Genomic DNA, 20,357 nt, shown 5'->3' with positions numbered 1-20,357 from the left:
TTTGTTTCGCATTATGTACATCGTTTTTTTCTTCTCAACTTTTTTGATATCTGTTCTTCTTATTTCAAAGGGTTCTTGGATCATAGTCACTTTGTATGAATTAAATTTGATACTTTCTTCCGTTATCTGTAACTTCCCTACGGCTTGTTCCATACTGCTAATAATGTAGTTGACCTGCCCTTCGTATACTGTAAATTGAGCGTTATGCTTCAAAATAATCATTCCTTACTATTTTTTGTCGTTTTTTATAGTCTTTCATTAGGAATTGCGTATAGCGTTGCCCTTATTCAAGTCCTTATTTGGAATTGTAACCCATTGCCTTTCTTATTTCATTACTTCTTATAAATAGACTTTGTTAAACTGTGTTGTTAATTTTTTTATTGAAGTAACGGACAGCATAGTTGCATGGAATGCATGATTACCGCGTGCAAAAAGATAGTAAAAAACAATTGACATTGGAGTCTACTCCAATGTTATTTTGAATGTATGGAAAAACAATATTCTATAAAAGAGGTTTCACGGATACTTGGTATCCCGAAGGATACGCTCCGGTATTATGACCGTATTGGAATCGTATCGCCGTCTCGGGGAAACAATTCTTATCGCAGGTATTCTAGGGACGACATCGTCGATTTGATGAATATTCAAATCATGCAGTATGCGGACTTTTCTCTAGAAGAAATCAAGGGGAAGTTTCAGTTCCACAGAATGCAGAGTGTAGATCCTGCTTATTGCCAGGATGTCGCTGAATTCCTTGATGCCAAGAAAGCAGAAACACGCAATAAAATCGCACATCTTGAAAAGGTCAGTCAGTTGCTCGACGTAGCAGTTAACACGCTAAGGGACTTTAATCATGAAAGTGACGAGCGGCTGGCAATGTTCGTTCGGGAGATTTACAGGGATCTTCACAAGAAAGAACCTGAAATAACTAAGGAGGATTGTGATGGGCATCAGAATTAAGAATTATTATTGTTTGATTGCCGGCGTTCTTGCAATACTTTTTGCTGTTACGCACGCATGGAACGGGCAATCCGCTGTACTGCCGACGCTCTTAGTGAATAATATAGCCTTGGATACACGGATAATATTTACGTATGTCTGGCACATTATCACCGCTGAGAATCTGGTTTTCGGCATCGTATTCATTATCCTGTCTTTTCAAAGCGAGAAATCTAAGATCCGGTTTGCTGCGTGGATGATCGTGTCACTTCTGCTCATCCGGCTGATGGTCATTCTCGGAGTAACCGCATCTTATGATGTTTCGGCACTTACGAATACGTTAATCGATTCGATTGCTATCTTAATCTACGCCGCTTTCATTATACTGGGCACAAGAATAAAGAAAAAGAGTAAGGAGGTCAATCAACACAAACCAGTAAAAGTTTGAAGCACTAAACTATGTTTCACTGCCAGTGATTTGCAATATGCTAACGGGAAACTAGTTCAGAATAAACCGCCTAATGTGGCGGTTTATCTTTTAGTCGCAAATCAACAATCAAGGATAACAGAGCCTATAAATAAAAAATTCTAGACATCGCAAAATCCAAATAAACTAAGATAATTTAAGTAAAGCTGCTCGAGTCGTACGATTAGCACGATCTCGGCCGGACGCGACTGCGGTTGGGTGAATGGATGTTTCGCCTGGATCCGCCTCTCTGACTTATCACCTGGCGGCCAAGGGGCAAAAGCCCCGAAGCGTGAACACATTGCTATAGGATGTCAGCGCTTTCTCTGAATAATCATTCAATTAAATGTGAAGTGCAATTACTTATATCAATAAGGAATCTTTTTTTAGTTACAGGCAGCTCTTCAGTTGTTATTAATTCATATTGATTCGGACTATCCGTCGAGTTCATCAATGTCCATGCCCAGTCATCATCAGTGCTAATTCCGATTCCGTGTATTTTTATATCGATTAATTTTACGGGAATATATAATTCTTCACCGGTTTCAATATTTCGTATGTATATTCTTTCATGAGAATTCTTTTGAAATAAATTAACTAAGTCAGTATTATATTCATACTTGCCGTCTGATGTAATCCTTTTAGGATCACTAAAAATTCTGTCGTGTAACCATCCTGACGTATGAACTACTCTAATTACTAACAGCGATAGCGTAATGATAACTAGCAATAATATCCAAAGTGGCATGATGTTATTTTTGTTAGAAGGTGACCAGCCCACCAAAAGTAATGTTGTAGATAGAATAAACAACAATAACAAAGGAACCCATAGGGATACTAAATAGGTTGTTGCGATCAGATCTAATGATCGGTTAAAGAAAGCAGTTGATCCTAGAATAAACCAAATAATTGGAACTATACTTAGGATGGTAATACTAATCCATGCTATTTTACTGATCTTACCCAAGAATGATTCCCCTCCTGAAGCATTATTCTGTTCCTTATTATTGCGCTAGTTTCATCTAACGACTCGTGGATTAACGACGGATACCCACCTTAGAAAACTCTTATCTTAGGTAGGTGTCTGTGTTGGTGAGCGTGCTTCTCTGTTTATTCTTCTTCCAACCAAGGACGTTAGCCCGCAGCGTGAATCTGGTGTTATCGGATTTCAGCGTCTTCCCCCGAATTTCCTACCATTACCACTTTTGCATTCAGTCACATCTTTAAGATCCATATTTGCGAGTTGAAGTGCAATCGCTAATGTAATCTGTGGATTTTTCCTAAGTCCTTTTATATAGGTATTATCTAGCGGTTTGCTTTCAACTATTGGTTCAATATTGGAGTCGTAATGATCGATTTCCACACTTGCAATTGTATCGTTATTAATAAGCAAAGAAAAAATGTCTTCCCCTGTTCAGGCGTCCAGAATAAAATATATGCGGTTTTCATTTGTGGAAAAAACCCCTCTATAATAGAAAGTAACCCTGATCTTACTTCATCATTAAATAACGACTCATGTGATCCTATTAATTGTCTCCTAATATCTTCTTCAGTTTTACTGCCCTTCAATTTTATTAATTTCATGATACCTCTCAAATTGCCTTTTTCATTTACAAAATCGATCTTGAAATTGAATATAATCCTACATTCTTTGAATTAAAATCTACTTCTCTTTCAAATGTCATTCCATTCTTTTGGGCTACTTGTATAGAAGGTATATTCCCTAATTGAATAATTGAAACTAATCGTTTCTTATAAAGTTTATTAAATCCATATTCCTTCCATGCAATTGCTGCCTCAGTTGCAAAACCCTGTCCCCAATATTCTTGATCTATCCAGTAACCTATCTCTATTTCTTGTTTTCCTTCTATTGTTTGTGGTACTAAACCAGCATGACCAACTGGTTCTCCACTATTCTTATTGACAGCAACCATTAACCCTATATCATCAACAGAATCATACCAACTCATAAATCTGTTTAATCGTTCTTTAGTTTCATTTGCATTCCATGTAATTCCAGTACCTATGTATTTCATAATCTCTTTATTACTTGTCATCTTTAGTAAAAATTCCAAATCATCAATCGTATACTTACGGAACCATAATCTTTGAGTCTCTACCATAAATAATCACCTCAATATAAAGAATGGATTTTCTGGTTTATGTAAAATCCTTCAGCTATTTCGACTAACGTCTCTTGTATTCACGACCCGAGAACCTTAAGGCTCCGGATGAGTCGGCCGAGACGCGGTTAGGTTCGCAGGGTTGTCCTCCTGAATCAGCTCCTTAGAAATTCCTCAGGCGGACCCGCAGCGTGAATACTGTGTTATCGGAAGTTACCTGCTTCGTTGAATTACTTTCAAGTCAGGTCAATTATTTTTTCTTACAAACTATATTACCGCCTTCTTGTAAAAGTATTAAGAAACCATTGTTCACTAGTTCTACCCTGAGTTGTTCTTCTGTCAAGTGTCTTCTCTTAGGTTTCCACCATTCATTATTAATCATAATAGTTTCATTGTATTGATCATGCGATAGAACCCGGTCATATACAATTCCAGTTTCTTTACAATAGTAACTTGTTTCACTGTAGGAGCGTGATTCATTAAATATGGCCGTTGAGATTATATAAAATCCAGATTTCCTCAATCCCGACTTAATTATTGAATAAAGTTTTAATCTATCACCATCGGTAACAATACTTTGTAAACAATAGTTATCTAAAATAAGATCGTATTCCATTTCGAGTCGTTCCATCTCTAGTAAATCTTCATTCTTGTAGTTAATCTTTAAGTTGCGTTTTAGAGCTATAGACTTAGCAAGTTCAATTGCCGTTGGTGAAATATCAATAGCATCTACAATAAATCCTTTATCAGCCAAAAAACAGGCTCCCGCGCCAGTCCCGCAACCATATTCAAACACTTTTGACTCCGTAGAAGTAACTTTGATAAAATCTAATGCTCTTTCTAAGAATGGTTTCATCATAAAATTATCAAAATTATATTGAACAGGATCATGATATTGATCCCATGCAAGTAAGTTGTCTCTCTTTATTTCCTGATAAGTTTCTTCATGCTCTTCAAAATAGTATTTCTTCATAGTTATTTCCCCTTATCAAATATTTCAGGTAATTTCCGATAACGTCTTTTTTGCGAAATTCGCAAATACCTCATATTCAATGATATCCACGAACTTCGCGAACACATACAAAGATGTAGATATCCGCGAACCCCCAAGCAACTTGGTTCGAGAACACTTAATCACTTACCTCTTGCCCTCTTCTTTCTCCCTCATTTCACTCATAATCCGATCCAGTGGGCTCATAATGCGTCTAACTCGACCTTTACTAACATGTGTATAATGCTCCGTGGTTCGCGGACTGTGATGGCCAAGAAGCTCTTGAATGTATCGTAGATCCGTACCGGCTTCCAGTAAGTACGTTGCAAAAGAATGGAGAAGCGTATGGACGGTAACTGGTTTTTTGAATCACAGCCCTGGCCTTCCCCCTCCTCAAAAACCTTCTGTACCGTTTTCCCCGTCAAATGCCTCTTCTTTTCCTGACCAGGAAACAACCAATTCTCCGGCTTTTCATGGTGGATATATTTCCGAGTAATTTTCCACGCCGACTCTGATAACACACTAAATCTCGTTGTCTTTGTGCTTTTCCATATTTATACTCACCTTACTCGCTCTCCCCTAGTATATACCGACGTTGTGTAATATTGGAAATATCAACTTACATAGAAAAAAGACATCCCCTCCACCATTTAGGTAGACAGAAATGTCTCCGATAATTTCGGTAAACAGAAACGATAGTCTATTCTAATCAGAATGTGTAAATGACTCCTTATTAGGTGGACTGATAAACCTTATTTGTCTTGCAGAAACCGTATTATCATGCAGATGGTTATCTGTTCATCACTCGGTATCCAGCGGTCATCAAGACAATAAGTCGTAGATTTCTCTTACATAAGTCGTAATGGCTCTATCATAATCCGGATACGGGTATCCGTGATGCTCGGCTACGGCTTTCGAGTATTTTCGGAATAGCTCGTAGCACGTAAATAAAGATTGCCACATGCTTGGGTAGCTGCTCTCAGCATAGGTTGATAATAACAAATCCCAGTCTTCTTCAATCAGATATCGGTCGATAAATTTATAATTCTTCCCCACGCTGAAAGTATAGCCATGCTCCGTACCGATGTGCCATGCCATCATTCTCAGCAAATTAGGCCGGGCGACTTCGTGCAGATGATCAATGGCGAACAGGATTTCTTTGCGCGCCAACCCCTTTACGACGTAGGTCGATACCATCCAGAATTCATTGCAGCAATCATCGAATTCTCTTGCGCTCGGCTTCTTAATCCAGTATTGGCGGTCGTCTGGCACAACTCCGTCAGGAACAAGAGTATCCTTATCAAGCAGCACCTCAACCAAGCCGTCACTATCGGCAAAATAAGCCTCGACCTCGTTCATCGGGATCAATGTCAGGTCTAATTTGTTGCCGTCCTCGAACAAGATGAGATAGGAGAACCAATTACCAAGTTCGGGCGGAAACAACTCCATGTCCTCTGGCTTTTGCATCATTAAGCGAGCCCCGAAGACGTCCAACCACTGATCGTCTGCTTTGAAGGAATCGAGATTGGTCACAAAATAAGAAATATCGTAATCCTGGTATGTATCAGGGATTATATTTTTGTTCGTGCGCGAGCCCTCCAAGGTCACTAATCGGATACGATCATCCTGCTTGGCAAACTCAATAAACAAGTCCATCATTTCTCGTTCGGTTCTCAATAGGTTCGATTCTCCCTTCTCATGCAGCCTTAATAGCGTTTTAACCCATTACTTCTCATTTGGCCATCTATCCTTTACTATAAAAATAGAAAGTTGTAACCAGAAAACTTGAATAAACAGAAGTAGCATGAGAGTTGACACAATTGGAGGAGATAGCGATGACGTGTGAAAACAGGCAATTTCCAAACAGCATCTTTAATATTGATCGTACTTATACCGCACATCTGATGAAGGCGATCGAAGCGGCTCAGACGAAGGCGGATGAGTTGGGTCTGGATCTCAGCAATTGTTCCATAGACTGTCGGGAGGAGCGTCTGGCACAACAGTCCGATTCCCGCATCCTCTCGTTCTGGTTCTATTCGGAGGATCTAGTAGACTGGATGGAAGGGTTCAGCGATCACTTTTATGATTTTTCAGTTGCGATTGACCCCGATACAGGACAAGTCATCCAGAGCCTTGGACCGAGCCGCCGATCTGCTTACAAGAAGGTTAGCTCCCAGGATTTTTCGAATAATCGTACTCGCGCTCCAAAATAGAGAATAAATAGGAATCATGATGCATCCCTTTGCTCCATAAATGCTCCCTCAAATGCCCCTCCTGCTTCATGCCGATTCTTCTCATGACATTTGCGGAGGCAATGTTAGCAGGACGGCAAGTGGCATAAATGCGATGCATATGTAATGTTTCAAATCCTAACCTGAGCAAAGCATACGCAGCTTCTGTCGCATATCCATTCCCATGAAAATCAGGATTGAAGCAATACCCGATTTCGGCATTACTTCCCTGCGGGTATATACTACAGCCGCCAATGAATGTATTCGTATCCTTCAATATAACGCCGAACTCATAATGGCTTCGCTCGGCAGCTTGCTGCTGCTCGAGCTGTTCCTCCATATATGCTTTCGTATCCGCTTCAGAATTCGGGCCCCAGAGCATATATTTCGTTACTTCTGGATTGGAGGCATAGGCGTGTACGTCCATCCAATCGTCTCTCTGCAAATCACGGATAAGCAATCGTGGCGATTCCAACTTCATGAGGCATCTTCCTTTATGATTATTTAGTGGGCAGCTCTAAGTTAACTTACCGTGTCATCTGAATGTCCTCATATTTCTGAAATGTCTTATTCTGATCGTCCCGCGCATACAGCCGGATCTCATGAACGTCAAAGGTTTGTCTATCCTGAAAATGTGGAAATAGTGTTCGCTCCATTTCTTCGAGAATCTCTTCCGACAAACTTTCTTTTTTGGCAACCGTTAAATGAGGGATATACAAATTCAATTCGAAGCAACGCTTCGTTTGTTCTTCAGTCGGCTCAAAAACGGCGACAAGCTTTCGATGTAATTCAGTTAATTCGGGAGAGTCAGCCCCTATATATAACACGTCCTTGTCACCGAAATAGCGGAGCTCGCCAACGTATACGGAAAACGAACGAAATCCTTCTATTATTCTCTTACATTCGGACATCCAATTCACAGGCATTATCGTTCCTGTCCCGTACGAAAGTTTAACTGTAATATGCGGTTCGACCCCAGAGTAATGGTATTGATTGCGCACCGACATCAATTTTTCATAAATGCTCAAAGGTGGAACAATTCCGAAAAAATACTTCATAGCATTCTCTCCATTCATCCTGATAACTAGCACGCAAAATAGCTGTCACCCGCTACTAATTGACTCTCCCATCGATCCCGACGCCATCCATTCGCTGACATTGCGGTTAGGAGGTATCGTCAATCTGCCATCCAGCGAAAAAAAAGATGTAACACGATCTGAGGTCTCATGCGTTACGATCCTTCAAGAACCAGTTGGTAAATGACTTCGTCGTCTTGATTATGCTCCTGTTGGTTCACAAAGCCAATGCTTTCATAAAGCCAATGCTTTCATAAAGCCGCTGAGCCAGCTTGTTGTCCTGCTCAACCGTTAGGGAAATAAGCTTACACGAAGGATGAGTCTCACAAATGAATTCAATGATCCTTCTCATTGCCTGCTTGCCGTAGCCTTTACCCTGATAGGACTTATCGATTTGAAAGCCGCCAATCCAGTAATTATCTGCGCTATTCGGTGTATAGCTGATGTAGAAAAATCCGATCGTAATCTCTTCATCACATACAAGAAAGGGATCCAGCGCCTCATCCCAAGGCTTGATATATGCATACGTCAGCGCTTCATAAATAGAAGGTACGAATGGCACTTGCTCCTCATGAATCTTAATTTGAATAGCAGTCTCCCAATTATCCCGCGTAACAGGATGGATAGATAGTTTTTTCGTTGATCTCCTCATGCTAGTCTAGTTATCATGTACGTTATGTATCTCGTTCCTATTCATTTTCTTTTGTTTATGCCCTATTTACTTGAGCCAGCATCGTGATGGACGTTCCCACCTCACCTACTGCCTTGAACCCGAATCGCTGATACAATTTCACGGCTGCCGCATTGTCTGGATCTACGCTTAAGGATACGCGATCAATTCCCTGCTCGCTCAATCCAGCAAACAATTTCTTCATTAAAGCGCTTCCTAATCCTTGTCCGCGATAAGCCGGTAAAATCGCCATTCCCAGTTCCGGCACTTCGCTGCTTACAAATCCGTACCCTCGTTTATCCTCACTAAAGTATCTCACCGTGATAGAGCCAATGGATTCGCCTTCGGCATTTTCAGCGATATAACCCAGATCGCCTTCCCTGCCCCAATCTTCTACATATTTCGAAATGGAAGGTTCGTTAATAATATCGCGGCTAAAGGATTCCTTGCCTTCCGGTACATACAAAGATTCATATAGCGTTATCCATAAAAAAGAGATGTCTTGTTCCCTTATTGGTCTAATCGTATATTTCATTCTAATCCCCCCCTTATATCTATTAATAGAATTCTTTCTAATCGCTTACGAGCCATGTCTTTGCATCTTCAGGATCTTCGTAGAAGGACATATTCAGTCTGATTCCCGACTTTTTTATTCTTCTTTTCAATCTCCACATATTGAATCTTGTTAACCCTACTATCGACAGCTTATCAATGCGTGCATGTAAATTCGTAATATGCGCGATAAATTGCTGCAGCACTTGTTCCGTAATCGTGGTCTTATAAAAATCCACCCATATCTTCAATCTCCTGTTGGTGTGAAGGATAAATTCCTCTTCTTGCTTCATTAGTTCGAACAGCTTTTCTGTATTCGAATAATGGCTTCCGTACTTCAGGCAATGGATTTCCCCACCCTTGTAATAGTAAGGAAACATTGATCCGCCAGGAGATTTCATACTGAATCACTTCCCTCTCTGATCTAAGAGTTGTTCGAACGAAAATCCTGTATTACCTTCTTCACAAATACTTCTTTTCCTGCGGTGTAAGCGAGTTCGTCGTTGTTGTATAACGCTGCGTGGGTCTTCTTTAGCTCGACATATTCTTGTCCAAGATTCGGATTGGCTCTTAATTGGTCTCTGAATATAAGTAGCGCATTCCATTTCTCGCTATTATGAACAACGACGTGCAGAAAGTGAGTCTTAACCAGATTTTCGAGGCTTGAAAATTTGGCATACACCACTTCGTCCTCAAGCTTTACCTGTAGTCTGTAATATTGATGCTCCCTCAAGCGTTTATCATTAAATGTTGATATGTCCCCAAGATCGTTTACGCCGACTGCCATATCCACGATCGGTTTCGCCTGAATTCCGGTGCCGTACTTCCCACCCCCTTAACAATAACGCGACCCGGACTTAGATAAGATTATCTCAAGTCGGGTCGCGCGTCGCTATGTCATATTCCACTATTATACAATAACTTCATCCACTCTTAGAAGCTTTCTTCGATAAACTTCCGTTTGCGTCCGGTCAATAGATATAGCACCGGAACGAAGATAAGCGTCAACAACGTTGATGTCGTTAAACCACCGATAACCGTGATGGCCAGTCCACCGGAAATCAAGCTTGTCGTCGAATGCGACAGGGCCAGCGGCATCAGCGCCAAAATGGTGGCAAAGGCTGTCATCAGTATCGGTCTCAGACGCGTCGCACACGCTTCGACGATCGCTTCCTGCAGCTCCATGCCAGACTTCGCATTCCGTTCAACGCGATCCAGCATGACGACCGCATTCGTGACGACAATGCCGACGAGCATCAGCACACCGATCATTGAGCTCATGGACAACGTCTGTCCTGTAATGAGCAAGGCGCCGAACGAGCCAATTGGAACGAACAGCAGTGAAGACAGAATAATCAATGGCGTCCGCAACCCGCCAAATGTTACGCTCATCACGAGGAAGACGAGGCCGATCGCTCCGACCATGGCAAGCAGTATGCTTTGGAAGCCGTCGTTGATCATCGACAATCCACCGCCATAATTCACTTCCACATTTTCCGGAAGCGTCAGGCTGTCAATGTCCTTCTGCACTTCCTTCGTGATCATGGCAGTATTCGTGCCCTTGATTGTCCCGCTCACCTTCGCATACGTTTTTCCGTTATCGTGGCTGACGGATACAGGCGCGGTAATTTCATGAATATCCGCGATATCGCTTAATTTCTTCATTCCGGCTATCGACGGAATTGTCACATTCTCTAACTGATCCTTCGACGTAATTTGCTCCTTATAAGAGAGCGTTAAGTCCCATTCCTTATTGTCCAACGTGTACGTTCCCACATTGGTCGGTTTCAATTGCTCACTAACGACCTGCATGATCTGGAAGTAGGAAATGCCGGCATCTTTGCCTGCTTGATTGATCGACAGCTCCCACTTCGGAACGACTCCGTTCAAGTTGTTCGTAATATTTTTCAAATCGTCCCGCTGCTTCATCAGCATCTCCACTTGATGTGCCGCTTTGGACAGCGCCGCTGCATCGGAAGAATACAAGCTGACATCGATATTATTGCCGGAAGGCGGGCCTTGCGCTTGCGATTCTTTGATCATGACTTCCGTATTGGGAACGATCGCGTTAACGGAATTCGTAATTTCTTTTGTCGCTTTATCGATCAATTCGTCCGTAGCCGTTCCTTCTTGAAGCGTGACGGTGTAAGTCGCTTTATTGGCTGACGAAGCGCCTAGAAGCATCTGGCCCCCGCTTCCCCCCATACCAATCGACAGCTGATAATTCTCTACCTCGTCAACCGACTCCAAATACTTGTCCAATTGCTTGCTGACTTTGTTCATTTGCTCCAGTTCTTCTTTGGCTGGCATGCTGACTTCGATTTGAATCGCCGGAGCAGCACCTGTCGGCAAGAAAGAGACGCCGAGCAGCGGGATTGTTGCCAATGATCCAAGGAGCAGAACAATGGACGCGACAATCACGAGGGCCTTATGATGAAGCGCACCGCGCAGCAAGCGCTCGTAACCGCGAACGAGGATACTTTCCTTCGTATGCGGCTTCACTTTGTTGAAGAACTTCGCGCCGAGCACGGGGATAAGCATCATGGAAACGAGCAGCGATACGAGAATCGCGATGCATACCGCAATCGAGAATGGACGGAAAAACTCGCCGACGATGCCGTTGACGAAGGCCAGCGGAAGGAACACGACCACCATCGCCAACGTGGAAGATCCTACGGCGCTGATTACTTCCTTCGTAGCCTTATAGGCAAGCTCCTTGCCGCCCATTTCAGTGCCCTTCTCTTGGCGCCATCTGTAAATATTCTCGATCACGACAATGCTGTCGTCAACGATGCGCCCAACCGATACCGCAATGCCGCCTAGCGTCATGATATTCAGGGTATACCCCATCTGATCCAATAGCGCAATCGTCGCAAAAATCGAGATCGGCAGCGAAAGAATCGAAATGAGCGTTGCCCGTACATTTCGCAGGAAGAGGAAGATAATCAGGACGCAGAACAGTGCCCCGAACAGACCTTCACGAACCAAGCCGGACACTGATTCCTTAATGTCCGCACCTTGATCGTTAATAACATGGATGTCCATGCCTGCCTTGCTCTCATGGTCAGCTAACACGTCCTTGACGGCGTCGGCAACATCTGCCGTGTTCGCGTCTTGAGATTTCATGACCTGAATGACGTAACTTTCTTTGCCATTAAAGCGCGAGATCTGATCCTGCTCCGATACGGTCTTTACTTCGGCGATGTCCGATAGCTTTACGGACGGAAACAAAGAAGCCGAAGAAGCAGACAGTTGTTGTCCCGTTTTGCCAGCTTGACCCGATTGAGTTTGCTTTGGCATCTGGCCTTGATTCATTGGGCCCTGTGCTTGCGCGCTTTGACCGCCGCTTGCCTGCAGCTTCATATTCTCGATTTGCTGAACCGCATTGACCTTGCCAACGAGCCGAATCGGAATCGTATTGTCTTGCTGATTGACGGAGCCGAGAGGAACCGCATAGTTCTGCGCTTGCAGCGCGCTCTGAATCGCACTCAGCGAAATGCCGTATGCGCTTGCCTTCTCTTTGTTAACGACAATGTTCAGATGCTTCGAGGTTGTCCCTTGCAGCTCGACCGAGCTCACGCCCTCTAACTTTTGCAGCTTCGGAACAATTTCCGTTTCCAGCTGCTGTTGCAGCCCTTCGGGATCATTTTTCGATGAGAAAATCGCTGCGGTATATATCGGCATTTCATTGGCAGCCAGTCGTTTAACAGCCACGTTCGCCTTTTCAGGCAGGTTTACCTTCGAGACTGCCGATTCGACATCCGCAGCAATCTTGTCCATGTCTTTGCCGAATGGATATTGAAGGAAAATGGCTGCCGTATTTTCAGACGTCGTACTCGTTAACGTGTCATACCCCTCCAGCCCCTTCAAGCTGTCCTCGATCGGAGTCGTGACATCCGTTTCGATTTCCTCTGTCGATGCCCCAGGGTAAATTGCCTGCACGAACACCGCCGGAAAGCTGACGTCCGGGTACGTTTGCTGCTTAATCGTCGTGGTTGAATAAAGTCCAAGGGAGGTCACCAAAATGCATAAAATAATAACCGCCACTCCATTTTTCAAGCTAAGCTTGCTCAAATAACTCATGCGAAGTCTCCTTTCTAATACGAAAGGAGTATATCATCCGAATTTGTCCCGAATGTGTTCTCAGCTTTACAATTGTTCGAAGGACAGCGGCAGCTTCACCGTCATAGCGGTTCCCTCGTTGAGAGCTCCGCCAACCGTGATGTCACCGTGATGCAGATCTACGATGCGCTTGACGATCGACAGCCCGAGACCGTTTCCTTTGACCGCTGTGTCCCTGGATTTATCCGTTTTATGAAAAGGTACAAAAATGAATTTCCGCTCTTCCTCCGCGATTCCGATTCCGCTGTCCGCTATGCGAACGATCGCCCATTGGCCGGAACGTTGAAGCGAGAGCTGAATACGTCCTCCCTTAGGCGTGAATTTAACGGCATTGTTCAGCAGATTCGTCCATACCTGATTGAGCAAATCTTCATCCGCTTCGATCATCACTTCTTCTTCCAGCTCGAGTTCAATCACAAGCGATTTCGCCATCCACTGCGGTTCACTCGCGATCACCGTGCTCCGAAGCTGCTCGTCCAAGCGGAACTTCCGCGGAACTACGGCCGGATGCTCGGATTGAAGAGAAGACAACCGCAGCAGGTTCTGACCCATGCGGGACAGGCGCTCGCTCTCTTCCTCGATGATCGTCAAATAATGCATACGCTGCTCCTCGTTCAGCTTCTTGCTCTTGAGGGCTTTGGTGAAGCCGGATATGGACATGAGCGGCGATTGAATCTCGTGGGACACATTGCTGACGAACTCGCTTCGCATCTGATCCAGTGCGTTGAGCTGCTTGGTCATGTCATTGAAGCTGCTCGTCAGCTGCCCAACCTCGTCTTTGCTTTTCGATTGGATCGTTACATTGAAATTGCCAGCAGCAACCTTGCGAGTTCCTTCCGTTAAGACGCGCAAAGGCCTGACGATATAACGCGCCGCAATCAAGATGAGTACACTGCCGATAACTAGGGCAATGATCAGCACTGTGCGGGTAACCACTTGGAAGGTTTTGATCATCTCTTGGAAGCGAGGCGAGAGGAACAACGCATAAGAACGAGAATCGATCTGAAAAGGGAGCCCGATCAATAGATGCTCCTCCTCCCGCCCACTCTCATTGACCTGAATTGTTCCCCGATAAACACCGCCGTTCAATACGGACTGCAGCTTTGAAGCATCGACGCTTCCAATATTTTTATTCTCAGAGATCAACTGCTTGGATGTATCGAAGATACCGATGTTCAAGTTCGACAGATTGGCAGCCTGCTTCATATACTCCTCCGCTTCACCCTTCGGAGAACTCTGAAGCATTCGAATTACCTTGCCTCCATAGGCAATGATCTCATTTTCGATCGACCCTTTGATCTGCTTCGTATATATCGTCGTCGATACCGAGAGGGCAGCGATAAGACTCACGATAACAATCCCGATGAACACTAACGCGACTCGGAAATAAAGCGACTTAATCACGCGCCACCTCCAGTCGGTAGCCAAGTCCGCGCAGGGTGACGATGCGGAAAGATTCGTGGTCGGCGAAGCGCTCGCGGATTTTTTTCACGTGCGTATCGACCGTCCTTTCGTCTCCTTCATAGTCCATGCCCCAAATTAGATCGATCAATTGCCTGCGCGTAAACAGTTGTCCGGAATGACTCGCTAGTTGATAGAGCAGCTCGAATTCCTTGCGCGGGAGCGTGATTGTTTCCTGATTCGAGTGATCGAAAATCTGGTACCCGAGCTTATCAAGCATTAGATCACCCAGTTCTATCTGCTGGGAGGACGCAATGCGATAACGCTTGAACAGCGCTTTTACCCGCAGCACCATCTCGAGCGGATCGAACGGTTTCGTCAAATAGTCGTCCGTCCCCAGATGAAACCCTTTGATTTTATGATCCTGCTCGCCTTTGGCGGTAATCATCAATATCGGGAACTCCCCGTGTTCGCGCAGCTTGCGGCATAATTCCCATCCATCCAGCTTGGGCATCATAATATCGAGAATGACCATATCGAACGGGCGCCCTTCGGCAACGTATTTCCACGCATCCTCGCCATTAGACATTTCGATAATTTCGAACCCTTCGTCAGTCAAATACAAGTTCACCAGCTCCCGGATATGAGCGTCATCATCTACCAGCAATATTTTCGTCACCGTGTTATCTCCTTCTAGGCTGGTTGTTACTTTTCTTTGTAACTTGTCCAACCTATAAAGTCAAATGCATGAATGGCTAATTCTTTCGATTCGGAAATTCTCATCAGTTTCACTTTTTTTATATTCTTGAGCCCATAAAAAAAAGCGCAGCATTGAAATCATGTGCGCTAATGAACTTGCATGATAAAACATTCATGATAGAACATGCATGGTGGTATATGCATTTCCGGCTCAGTATTGTCTGGCTAGCGTACGTTTTAAGGTACGATTCAAGATATCAGTTACTTGCACGGTCTGATCGTTAATAAAGAAATGCCCGCCTGGAAGCATATGAACGGTGCAATCGGCCGAACTGTGCTGCTTCCAAGCATGCAAATCTGGCAAAGATATCGCATCATCCTCCCCGCTTAATACAGAAATGTTGCAGGAAAGTTTGCCTGGACGCTCTTCATATTGATACAAGTCTACAAGTCTGAAATCCGTCCTCAATACGGGAAGGAACATCATTAAAAGCTCTTTATTTTCAAGCAGCTCTTTGGGCGTTCCCCCTAATCGATAAATCTCATCCAAAAACTCATCGTCCGGGAGCTCGTAATATTTTGTCCGTCTGCTTTCGATATGCGGCGCTCTGCGTCCTGAAAAAAAGATATGCTCGGGCAAGGGTCGCTTCAGTTCCGTTATTTTGTGCGCGAGATCATAAGCAATCCAGCTTCCCATGCTGTGCCCGAATATCGAATAGGGGCCGTCATCAAGCTGGCTTTCGATCTTGTGATATACGTCTTCGATCATGTCCTCGAAGCTGTCATAGAACGGGGTTCCAAAATACTTGCCTCTGCCAGCCAATTCTACGGGAATCAGTTCAATGCCCGCTGCCATATGGGCTTTCCATTTGTTATAAATCATGGCAGACGCTCCTGCATACGGGAAACAAAATAATTTCATCTCTGGCTTCATCTTTACCTCCTAAAATATATAGCTTTATATCTCTATAAAAGCATTGATATCGCTCGGATTTACAGTCGCGCTGGTACTGACATGCCCGTTCGCACCATTCGCAGCAGCTCTTGTTCATGGTCTGGATGACAAGCGATAAGGTATGGCTCTGAGTTCATCCCAGTAAACGGTTCTCCATTAAAATCAATGACGGCTCCGCCCGCTTCCTTAACCATCAGAATGCCTGAATACAAGTCATCTCCTTCGGATTTGTACAGCACGATTGCATCCAAATCCCCCTTGGCAAGCATAGACCATTGCAAGGTTGGAGCCCATAGGCGCATCATTCGCTTGCATCTTGTGTCAATATAATGGCGCAAGCCAACTGCGGTAGGATCCTGCTGTACCTTATGCCCTTGAATCCAGCCAATATTCCCTTTGTGCAAGCTAGGACAGCTCTTCACTTGCATTCGCTGGTCATTGCAATAGGCTCCATTCCCAACGGCTGCATGAAATAGTCGATCCGTCATCGGCTCATACACTACACCCACAACCGGTTCTTGTTGGTACATAACGGTAATGGAGCAGGAAAATAGCGGCATACCAATTGCAAAATTATTTGTTCCGTCCAGCGGATCTACGAGCCACTGCCAATCGCTGCTAACTCCAATAATCCCTGCTTCCTCACTATGGATTTGATGATCAGGGAAGTTAGCTTGTATCTCCTTCACAATGATTACTTCCGCTAGTAGATCAGCCTCTGTAACGACATCTCCATGCTCATCCTTCATTTCCACGTGCGCCACTTGATCGAACAATTGCTTAATCGCCTGTCCAGCTTGTCGAGCCGCCTTGATTGCTGCATCTCTAGCATCCTGAATGACAAGTTGATTCACGATATAACCTCCCCCCGTAAGTAGGATGAATAACTACATGACCACTACTATATCCCCGACTAGATGTGCATAGTTGATCACTGACTATCTCGATCCATCTTCCATATCTTGTATACAGTTTACTAGGTTCGAGTTAACTAGGCAATTCATAGATACATCATGTACAACATAATCATTTCGTAAAAGAAGGTGCCATTCCTTGCCTTGAGACAACCACACGAAAAAAGACTCCCTTCTATAGAACAAAAGTTCATGTTCCTAAGTTACTAATCAGGGAGTCTTTGTGTACACAAACGATTATATGATTAAACTGCTAATAGCGAATCCCATGCCAATGTATAGGAAACACAATAATATGCCAACTGCAGTATTCCGATTCTGCAACTGCTCAGCTACACTCATCTTCGGAGTAACGAGATCAAACAGCAAATACGTTGCGATCAAACAGATGTATCCAACGCCAAACCATAGTGCCATATGGATAATGGATGAGTTCGTAAAAGCCGACACACCGAGCACAATTGCCGTGCCCATGAACTTGCCGCCCATCGCAAGCCCTACTGCAACATTGCCCTTCTTCAATTCTTCGAAATCATTAAATGGCGTCAGCACGCTGAACACATACATGCCGATAAATTGTAACGCCATGATCGTGAGAATACTGATCAAAATATTCACAAATATCATTCTGCCCACCCCCGGAATTTGGCCATCGCTAAGTCATAGTCCACAAAATCATGAACTTCCTCCAGCATCACGCTGACCTTTTTCTTGTTTTTAAATTTCTGGTAACGCACGTCATCAATTGGCTGCTTCACCGTATGTCCGGATGGAAGTGTAATCACGGCGAATTGACGGAGTTTCCCCTGGTACTCGGTTTTGTACACACCCACTAATTCAACCTCGGCCTTCAAGTTGAGCTTCAGCTCCTTCAAATCTCTCTCGGCCGCTTCCTTGGATGAGTACGATTTAATCGGTTCCCATGACGACAAATTAATATCGTTGCCCTTCTCGTTAATAGGGAGCATATTGGCTGTCATATACTTGAGCGTCCATACTTGATCACCAGTCGCATAATTGTTGTCATTCGGCAGCAGTTGATTATCCGGCAGGATTGTCATATCTCCTCCGATGATGTCTCCTACCTTAGCGCTCTCAATCTTATAATCCCAAGGTACCGTTGCTGTATCTATGGAATTGTCGTTTCCTTCAGCTCCGAGATTAATGATGTACACGAAGAAAATAATTAGACAGGCAAATATCCCTAACACAAGCAGATTGTTGATCATTCGTTTCTTTTTTTGCTGCTGAACACGAATGTCGTGATTTCGACTCCCGCTATTTCGATTCAGGCTCATTATTTTTTCACTCCAATCGCTATGAAATGGCTGTTATTCCCGGTAATAAGCCCGCCAACTCTGCCAAGTATCCCGCATGGCACCCCGTTGATGACGAACACACCCGTTAATAAATGAAAGGAGCCGTGATGCAAATCCACTTGTGCCATTTCGGCACGTTTTTGATAGACTCTGCTGAAGAATCGACTTGTATCAAATCCATCCTTATCTTCGGTTTCTACATTTCCTTGCGAATCGAATAGCCGCACAGAACCACCTTCGCGGCCGAACATCGACTTGGATACATAGCTTCCGTCAAAGACAGCTTTGTTGTATGTTGGCAGCATGTAATGCGCAATGACTGCATGCTCTTCCTGCGTGAACATTTCTGAGCCCAGTTCATGGATCGCCCAGATAACCGCCTGCAGTCCCTTCGATTGCAAAATGATCGCATGCGGTGAGTTCAGTATCGTTGTATACCCATTTTCAATGGAATGAGCAAGTGCTTCTCCACCTTCGTCAATGGCCATCCATTCCTTCGGGTACAGCGCGAACAGACTGCGTATCGTCTGCTCTCCTACCTTCAGCTCCCCTTGATCCACCCATAAATCCAGACAATCGATGCATCGCATCGGCAACTCCGAATGCTTAACGAGCATGTCAATCGTACCCGAATCTTCTGCATGCTCACCATAACCTACACATGCAGCATATTCAGGCGGATTACTCGCCCAGGCTTCCTTCACTTGCTTCGACATTTCACTATTCGGTGTCTCAAGTCCGTACTGCTTGCACACCCACGGTGTAGCAACAGCTGCTTCTACATACCCCGTTGGGGTATCTGCATTCAACTCCAACAGCTTAATCGATCCATTATGATCGATAGCAAAGTCAAACCGAGCATATTGACTCAGCTTGCCTATTTCATTAGGCTCAATCTGCTCCAAGCCGTCCCATAACACTTCCGGAATCGAGAGGAGTTCATAGAGGTCTCTGCGACCGATAATAAAACGGGCAGCCTTGTCAAAGATGCTCCACAGCTTCGCCGACACCACATGAAGCTCCTGACTCATGCCCGCATTGATTGCAATGACCTGATCTACCCAATATTGTTCCTCTTCGATATTCGCCCAGTTGAATCCGAGCTCTGCCAATTGCGCGACACGTTCTGCTCGATTCGGATGCGGCTGACCAATGACTTCAAATCCCATTATCCGCCGAACCACCCTCCGCTTTTGGAACCGCCTGACGAACTAAAGCTGCTTGATTTACCGCCGATTCCTCCAGGCGACGAGGAGCTTGATTTACTTGATCCAACCGAAGATCTGCGAATAATGGAACCCGAGCCGTTCGAAGTAGTAGGTCGAACCCTCGAATTCACGACAGGGCGATTCTGGAAACTATCAGAAGAGAACGATTTCGCACGATAAGGTGAATTCGTCCGCGTATCATACACGCTTCCGCCTGAAGACCAACTCGTAGAGGAATACGCGCTTCCTCGATTGAAGATCATGTGATAGAGCAGCATGTCATCCCAGCCAAAACCTCCGTGATGGACGTAGGTCGTATGAGATGACCCTCCGGACGAGCTTCCTCCTCCAGATGACCCGCTCCCGCTGCCAGCGCTACCGCCAACACTGTTGCCTTCTGATTCTTCCTTCTCTGGTACTGGGATGTTCCAGTCCATATTGGCATCGAAATACTGCTTCACTTCCTCTGTCGACCATTCAACCAGCTTCGCCTGATCAGACGGAGCTGCACTCTGTTGACCCATCGCAGACGAACTCATAAGCAGATTGGCGGCGAGCGCAACGCCCAGGGATGTGCTTAATACCTTGAGCGGCTTTGCCGAAGTCGCACAGGATTCAGTCGTCTCTGGACTTGTCGTCTTCTGCTCCTGTTCATTTCGTTCCATTAATCCTTCCCTGCTTTCCGGTATAT

The 20,357-nt window shown here is 44.6% G+C and carries 23 protein-coding genes and 1 pseudogene; 3 read left to right on the top strand and 21 right to left on the bottom strand.

Annotated features, from left to right (window positions below):
* A partial coding sequence (locus BBG47_RS30395) for a hypothetical protein (protein ID WP_217492511.1) occupies window positions 1–213 on the bottom strand: 213 nt, incomplete at its 3' end.
* A gap of 273 nt (window positions 214–486) precedes the next feature.
* Between BBG47_RS30395 and BBG47_RS18520 the strand changes: the two genes are divergently transcribed.
* Both BBG47_RS18520 and BBG47_RS18515 read left to right on the top strand, forming a co-directional pair.
* Window positions 487–960 (top strand): MerR family transcriptional regulator, encoded by a 474-nt coding sequence (locus BBG47_RS18520; RefSeq protein WP_065292931.1) that lies wholly within the window; start codon window positions 487–489, stop codon window positions 958–960.
* Window positions 944–1,387: a hypothetical protein gene (locus tag BBG47_RS18515; RefSeq protein ID WP_175400576.1), complete on the top strand. Its 444-nt coding sequence runs from the start codon at window positions 944–946 to the stop codon at window positions 1,385–1,387. The genes BBG47_RS18520 and BBG47_RS18515 overlap by 17 nt, the downstream gene beginning before the upstream one ends.
* 352 nt (window positions 1,388–1,739) lie before the next feature.
* On the opposite strand, the gene BBG47_RS18510 is transcribed toward BBG47_RS18515, so the two are convergent.
* From BBG47_RS18510 to ant(6), 5 genes and pseudogenes are all read right to left on the bottom strand, one after another.
* The gene (locus BBG47_RS18510) at window positions 1,740–2,372 is read right to left on the bottom strand and encodes a hypothetical protein (RefSeq protein ID WP_065292930.1); all 633 of its coding nucleotides are present in this window, start codon (window positions 2,370–2,372) and stop codon (window positions 1,740–1,742) included.
* A 643-nt stretch (window positions 2,373–3,015) separates the two neighbouring features.
* Window positions 3,016–3,528: a GNAT family N-acetyltransferase gene (locus BBG47_RS18500; protein ID WP_065292928.1), complete on the bottom strand. Its 513-nt coding sequence runs from the start codon at window positions 3,526–3,528 to the stop codon at window positions 3,016–3,018.
* A 250-nt stretch (window positions 3,529–3,778) separates the two neighbouring features.
* Window positions 3,779–4,501, bottom strand: coding sequence for a class I SAM-dependent methyltransferase (locus tag BBG47_RS18495; RefSeq protein ID WP_065292927.1), 723 nt, complete (start codon window positions 4,499–4,501; stop codon window positions 3,779–3,781).
* Window positions 4,502–4,666: 165 nt separating this feature from the next.
* Window positions 4,667–4,870, bottom strand: a pseudogene (locus tag BBG47_RS29045) (tyrosine-type recombinase/integrase); the annotation flags it as partial.
* Window positions 4,871–5,341: 471 nt separating this feature from the next.
* On the bottom strand, window positions 5,342–6,196 hold the full coding sequence (gene ant(6), locus BBG47_RS18485) for an aminoglycoside 6-adenylyltransferase (RefSeq protein WP_065292925.1): 855 nt from the start codon (window positions 6,194–6,196) through the stop codon (window positions 5,342–5,344).
* A 158-nt stretch (window positions 6,197–6,354) separates the two neighbouring features.
* Here ant(6) and BBG47_RS18480 point away from each other — a divergent pair, with 158 nt between their 5' ends.
* Window positions 6,355–6,732 carry a hypothetical protein gene (locus BBG47_RS18480; protein WP_065292924.1) on the top strand — a complete coding sequence of 126 codons (378 nt, stop codon included), beginning with the start codon at window positions 6,355–6,357 and terminating at the stop codon, window positions 6,730–6,732.
* Here the strand turns inward: BBG47_RS18480 and BBG47_RS18475 are convergent.
* The 15 genes from BBG47_RS18475 to BBG47_RS18405 all read right to left on the bottom strand — a co-directional run bounded on the left by BBG47_RS18475 (window position 6,686) and on the right by BBG47_RS18405 (window position 20,331).
* Window positions 6,686–7,231: a GNAT family N-acetyltransferase gene (locus tag BBG47_RS18475; protein ID WP_065292923.1), complete on the bottom strand. Its 546-nt coding sequence runs from the start codon at window positions 7,229–7,231 to the stop codon at window positions 6,686–6,688. The two genes, BBG47_RS18480 and BBG47_RS18475, sit on opposite strands and share 47 nt — an antisense overlap.
* Before the next feature lie 46 nt (window positions 7,232–7,277).
* Window positions 7,278–7,808 (bottom strand): 2'-5' RNA ligase family protein, encoded by a 531-nt coding sequence (locus BBG47_RS18470; protein ID WP_065292922.1) that lies wholly within the window; start codon window positions 7,806–7,808, stop codon window positions 7,278–7,280.
* A 235-nt stretch (window positions 7,809–8,043) separates the two neighbouring features.
* Window positions 8,044–8,478, bottom strand: a complete 435-nt coding sequence (locus tag BBG47_RS18465) for a GNAT family N-acetyltransferase (protein ID WP_251489119.1) — start codon at window positions 8,476–8,478, stop codon at window positions 8,044–8,046.
* Window positions 8,479–8,533: 55 nt separating this feature from the next.
* Window positions 8,534–9,031 carry a GNAT family N-acetyltransferase gene (locus BBG47_RS18460; protein ID WP_065292921.1) on the bottom strand — a complete coding sequence of 166 codons (498 nt, stop codon included), beginning with the start codon at window positions 9,029–9,031 and terminating at the stop codon, window positions 8,534–8,536.
* Window positions 9,032–9,068: 37 nt separating this feature from the next.
* Window positions 9,069–9,449, bottom strand: a complete 381-nt coding sequence (locus tag BBG47_RS18455) for a hypothetical protein (protein WP_065292920.1) — start codon at window positions 9,447–9,449, stop codon at window positions 9,069–9,071.
* Between the two features lie 23 nt (window positions 9,450–9,472).
* Window positions 9,473–9,859: a GrpB family protein gene (locus BBG47_RS18450; RefSeq protein ID WP_302621957.1), complete on the bottom strand. Its 387-nt coding sequence runs from the start codon at window positions 9,857–9,859 to the stop codon at window positions 9,473–9,475.
* 122 nt (window positions 9,860–9,981) lie between these two features.
* Window positions 9,982–13,131, bottom strand: coding sequence for an efflux RND transporter permease subunit (locus tag BBG47_RS18445; protein WP_065292918.1), 3,150 nt, complete (start codon window positions 13,129–13,131; stop codon window positions 9,982–9,984).
* Window positions 13,132–13,197: 66 nt separating this feature from the next.
* Window positions 13,198–14,574, bottom strand: coding sequence for a sensor histidine kinase (locus BBG47_RS18440; protein ID WP_065292917.1), 1,377 nt, complete (start codon window positions 14,572–14,574; stop codon window positions 13,198–13,200).
* On the bottom strand, window positions 14,567–15,250 hold the full coding sequence (locus BBG47_RS18435; RefSeq protein WP_065292916.1) for a response regulator transcription factor: 684 nt from the start codon (window positions 15,248–15,250) through the stop codon (window positions 14,567–14,569). Before BBG47_RS18435 ends, BBG47_RS18440 begins: the two co-directional genes overlap by 8 nt.
* 231 nt (window positions 15,251–15,481) lie before the next feature.
* The gene (locus BBG47_RS18430; RefSeq protein ID WP_065292915.1) at window positions 15,482–16,204 is read right to left on the bottom strand and encodes a thioesterase II family protein; all 723 of its coding nucleotides are present in this window, start codon (window positions 16,202–16,204) and stop codon (window positions 15,482–15,484) included.
* A 59-nt stretch (window positions 16,205–16,263) separates the two neighbouring features.
* Entirely contained in the window at window positions 16,264–17,079 is an 816-nt protein-coding gene (locus BBG47_RS18425; RefSeq protein WP_065292914.1) for an inositol monophosphatase family protein, read from the bottom strand.
* Between the two features lie 297 nt (window positions 17,080–17,376).
* Window positions 17,377–17,766, bottom strand: a complete 390-nt coding sequence (locus tag BBG47_RS18420; protein ID WP_021255924.1) for a DUF350 domain-containing protein — start codon at window positions 17,764–17,766, stop codon at window positions 17,377–17,379.
* Window positions 17,763–18,437 (bottom strand): hypothetical protein, encoded by a 675-nt coding sequence (locus tag BBG47_RS18415; RefSeq protein WP_065292913.1) that lies wholly within the window; start codon window positions 18,435–18,437, stop codon window positions 17,763–17,765. The genes BBG47_RS18420 and BBG47_RS18415 overlap by 4 nt, the downstream gene beginning before the upstream one ends.
* Complete coding sequence (locus BBG47_RS18410) at window positions 18,437–19,627, bottom strand: glutathionylspermidine synthase family protein (protein WP_065292912.1); 1,191 nt, start codon at window positions 19,625–19,627, stop codon at window positions 18,437–18,439. The genes BBG47_RS18415 and BBG47_RS18410 overlap by 1 nt, the downstream gene beginning before the upstream one ends.
* Window positions 19,627–20,331: a hypothetical protein gene (locus BBG47_RS18405; protein ID WP_065292911.1), complete on the bottom strand. Its 705-nt coding sequence runs from the start codon at window positions 20,329–20,331 to the stop codon at window positions 19,627–19,629. The genes BBG47_RS18410 and BBG47_RS18405 overlap by 1 nt, the downstream gene beginning before the upstream one ends.
* Window positions 20,332–20,357: the final 26 nt, after the last annotated feature.

The organism is Paenibacillus sp. KS1 (genome assembly GCF_001680695.1).
Classification (GTDB): Bacteria; Bacillota; Bacilli; order Paenibacillales; family Paenibacillaceae; genus Paenibacillus_B; species Paenibacillus_B suaedae.
This window is presented reverse-complemented; position numbering and strand designations above follow the sequence as displayed.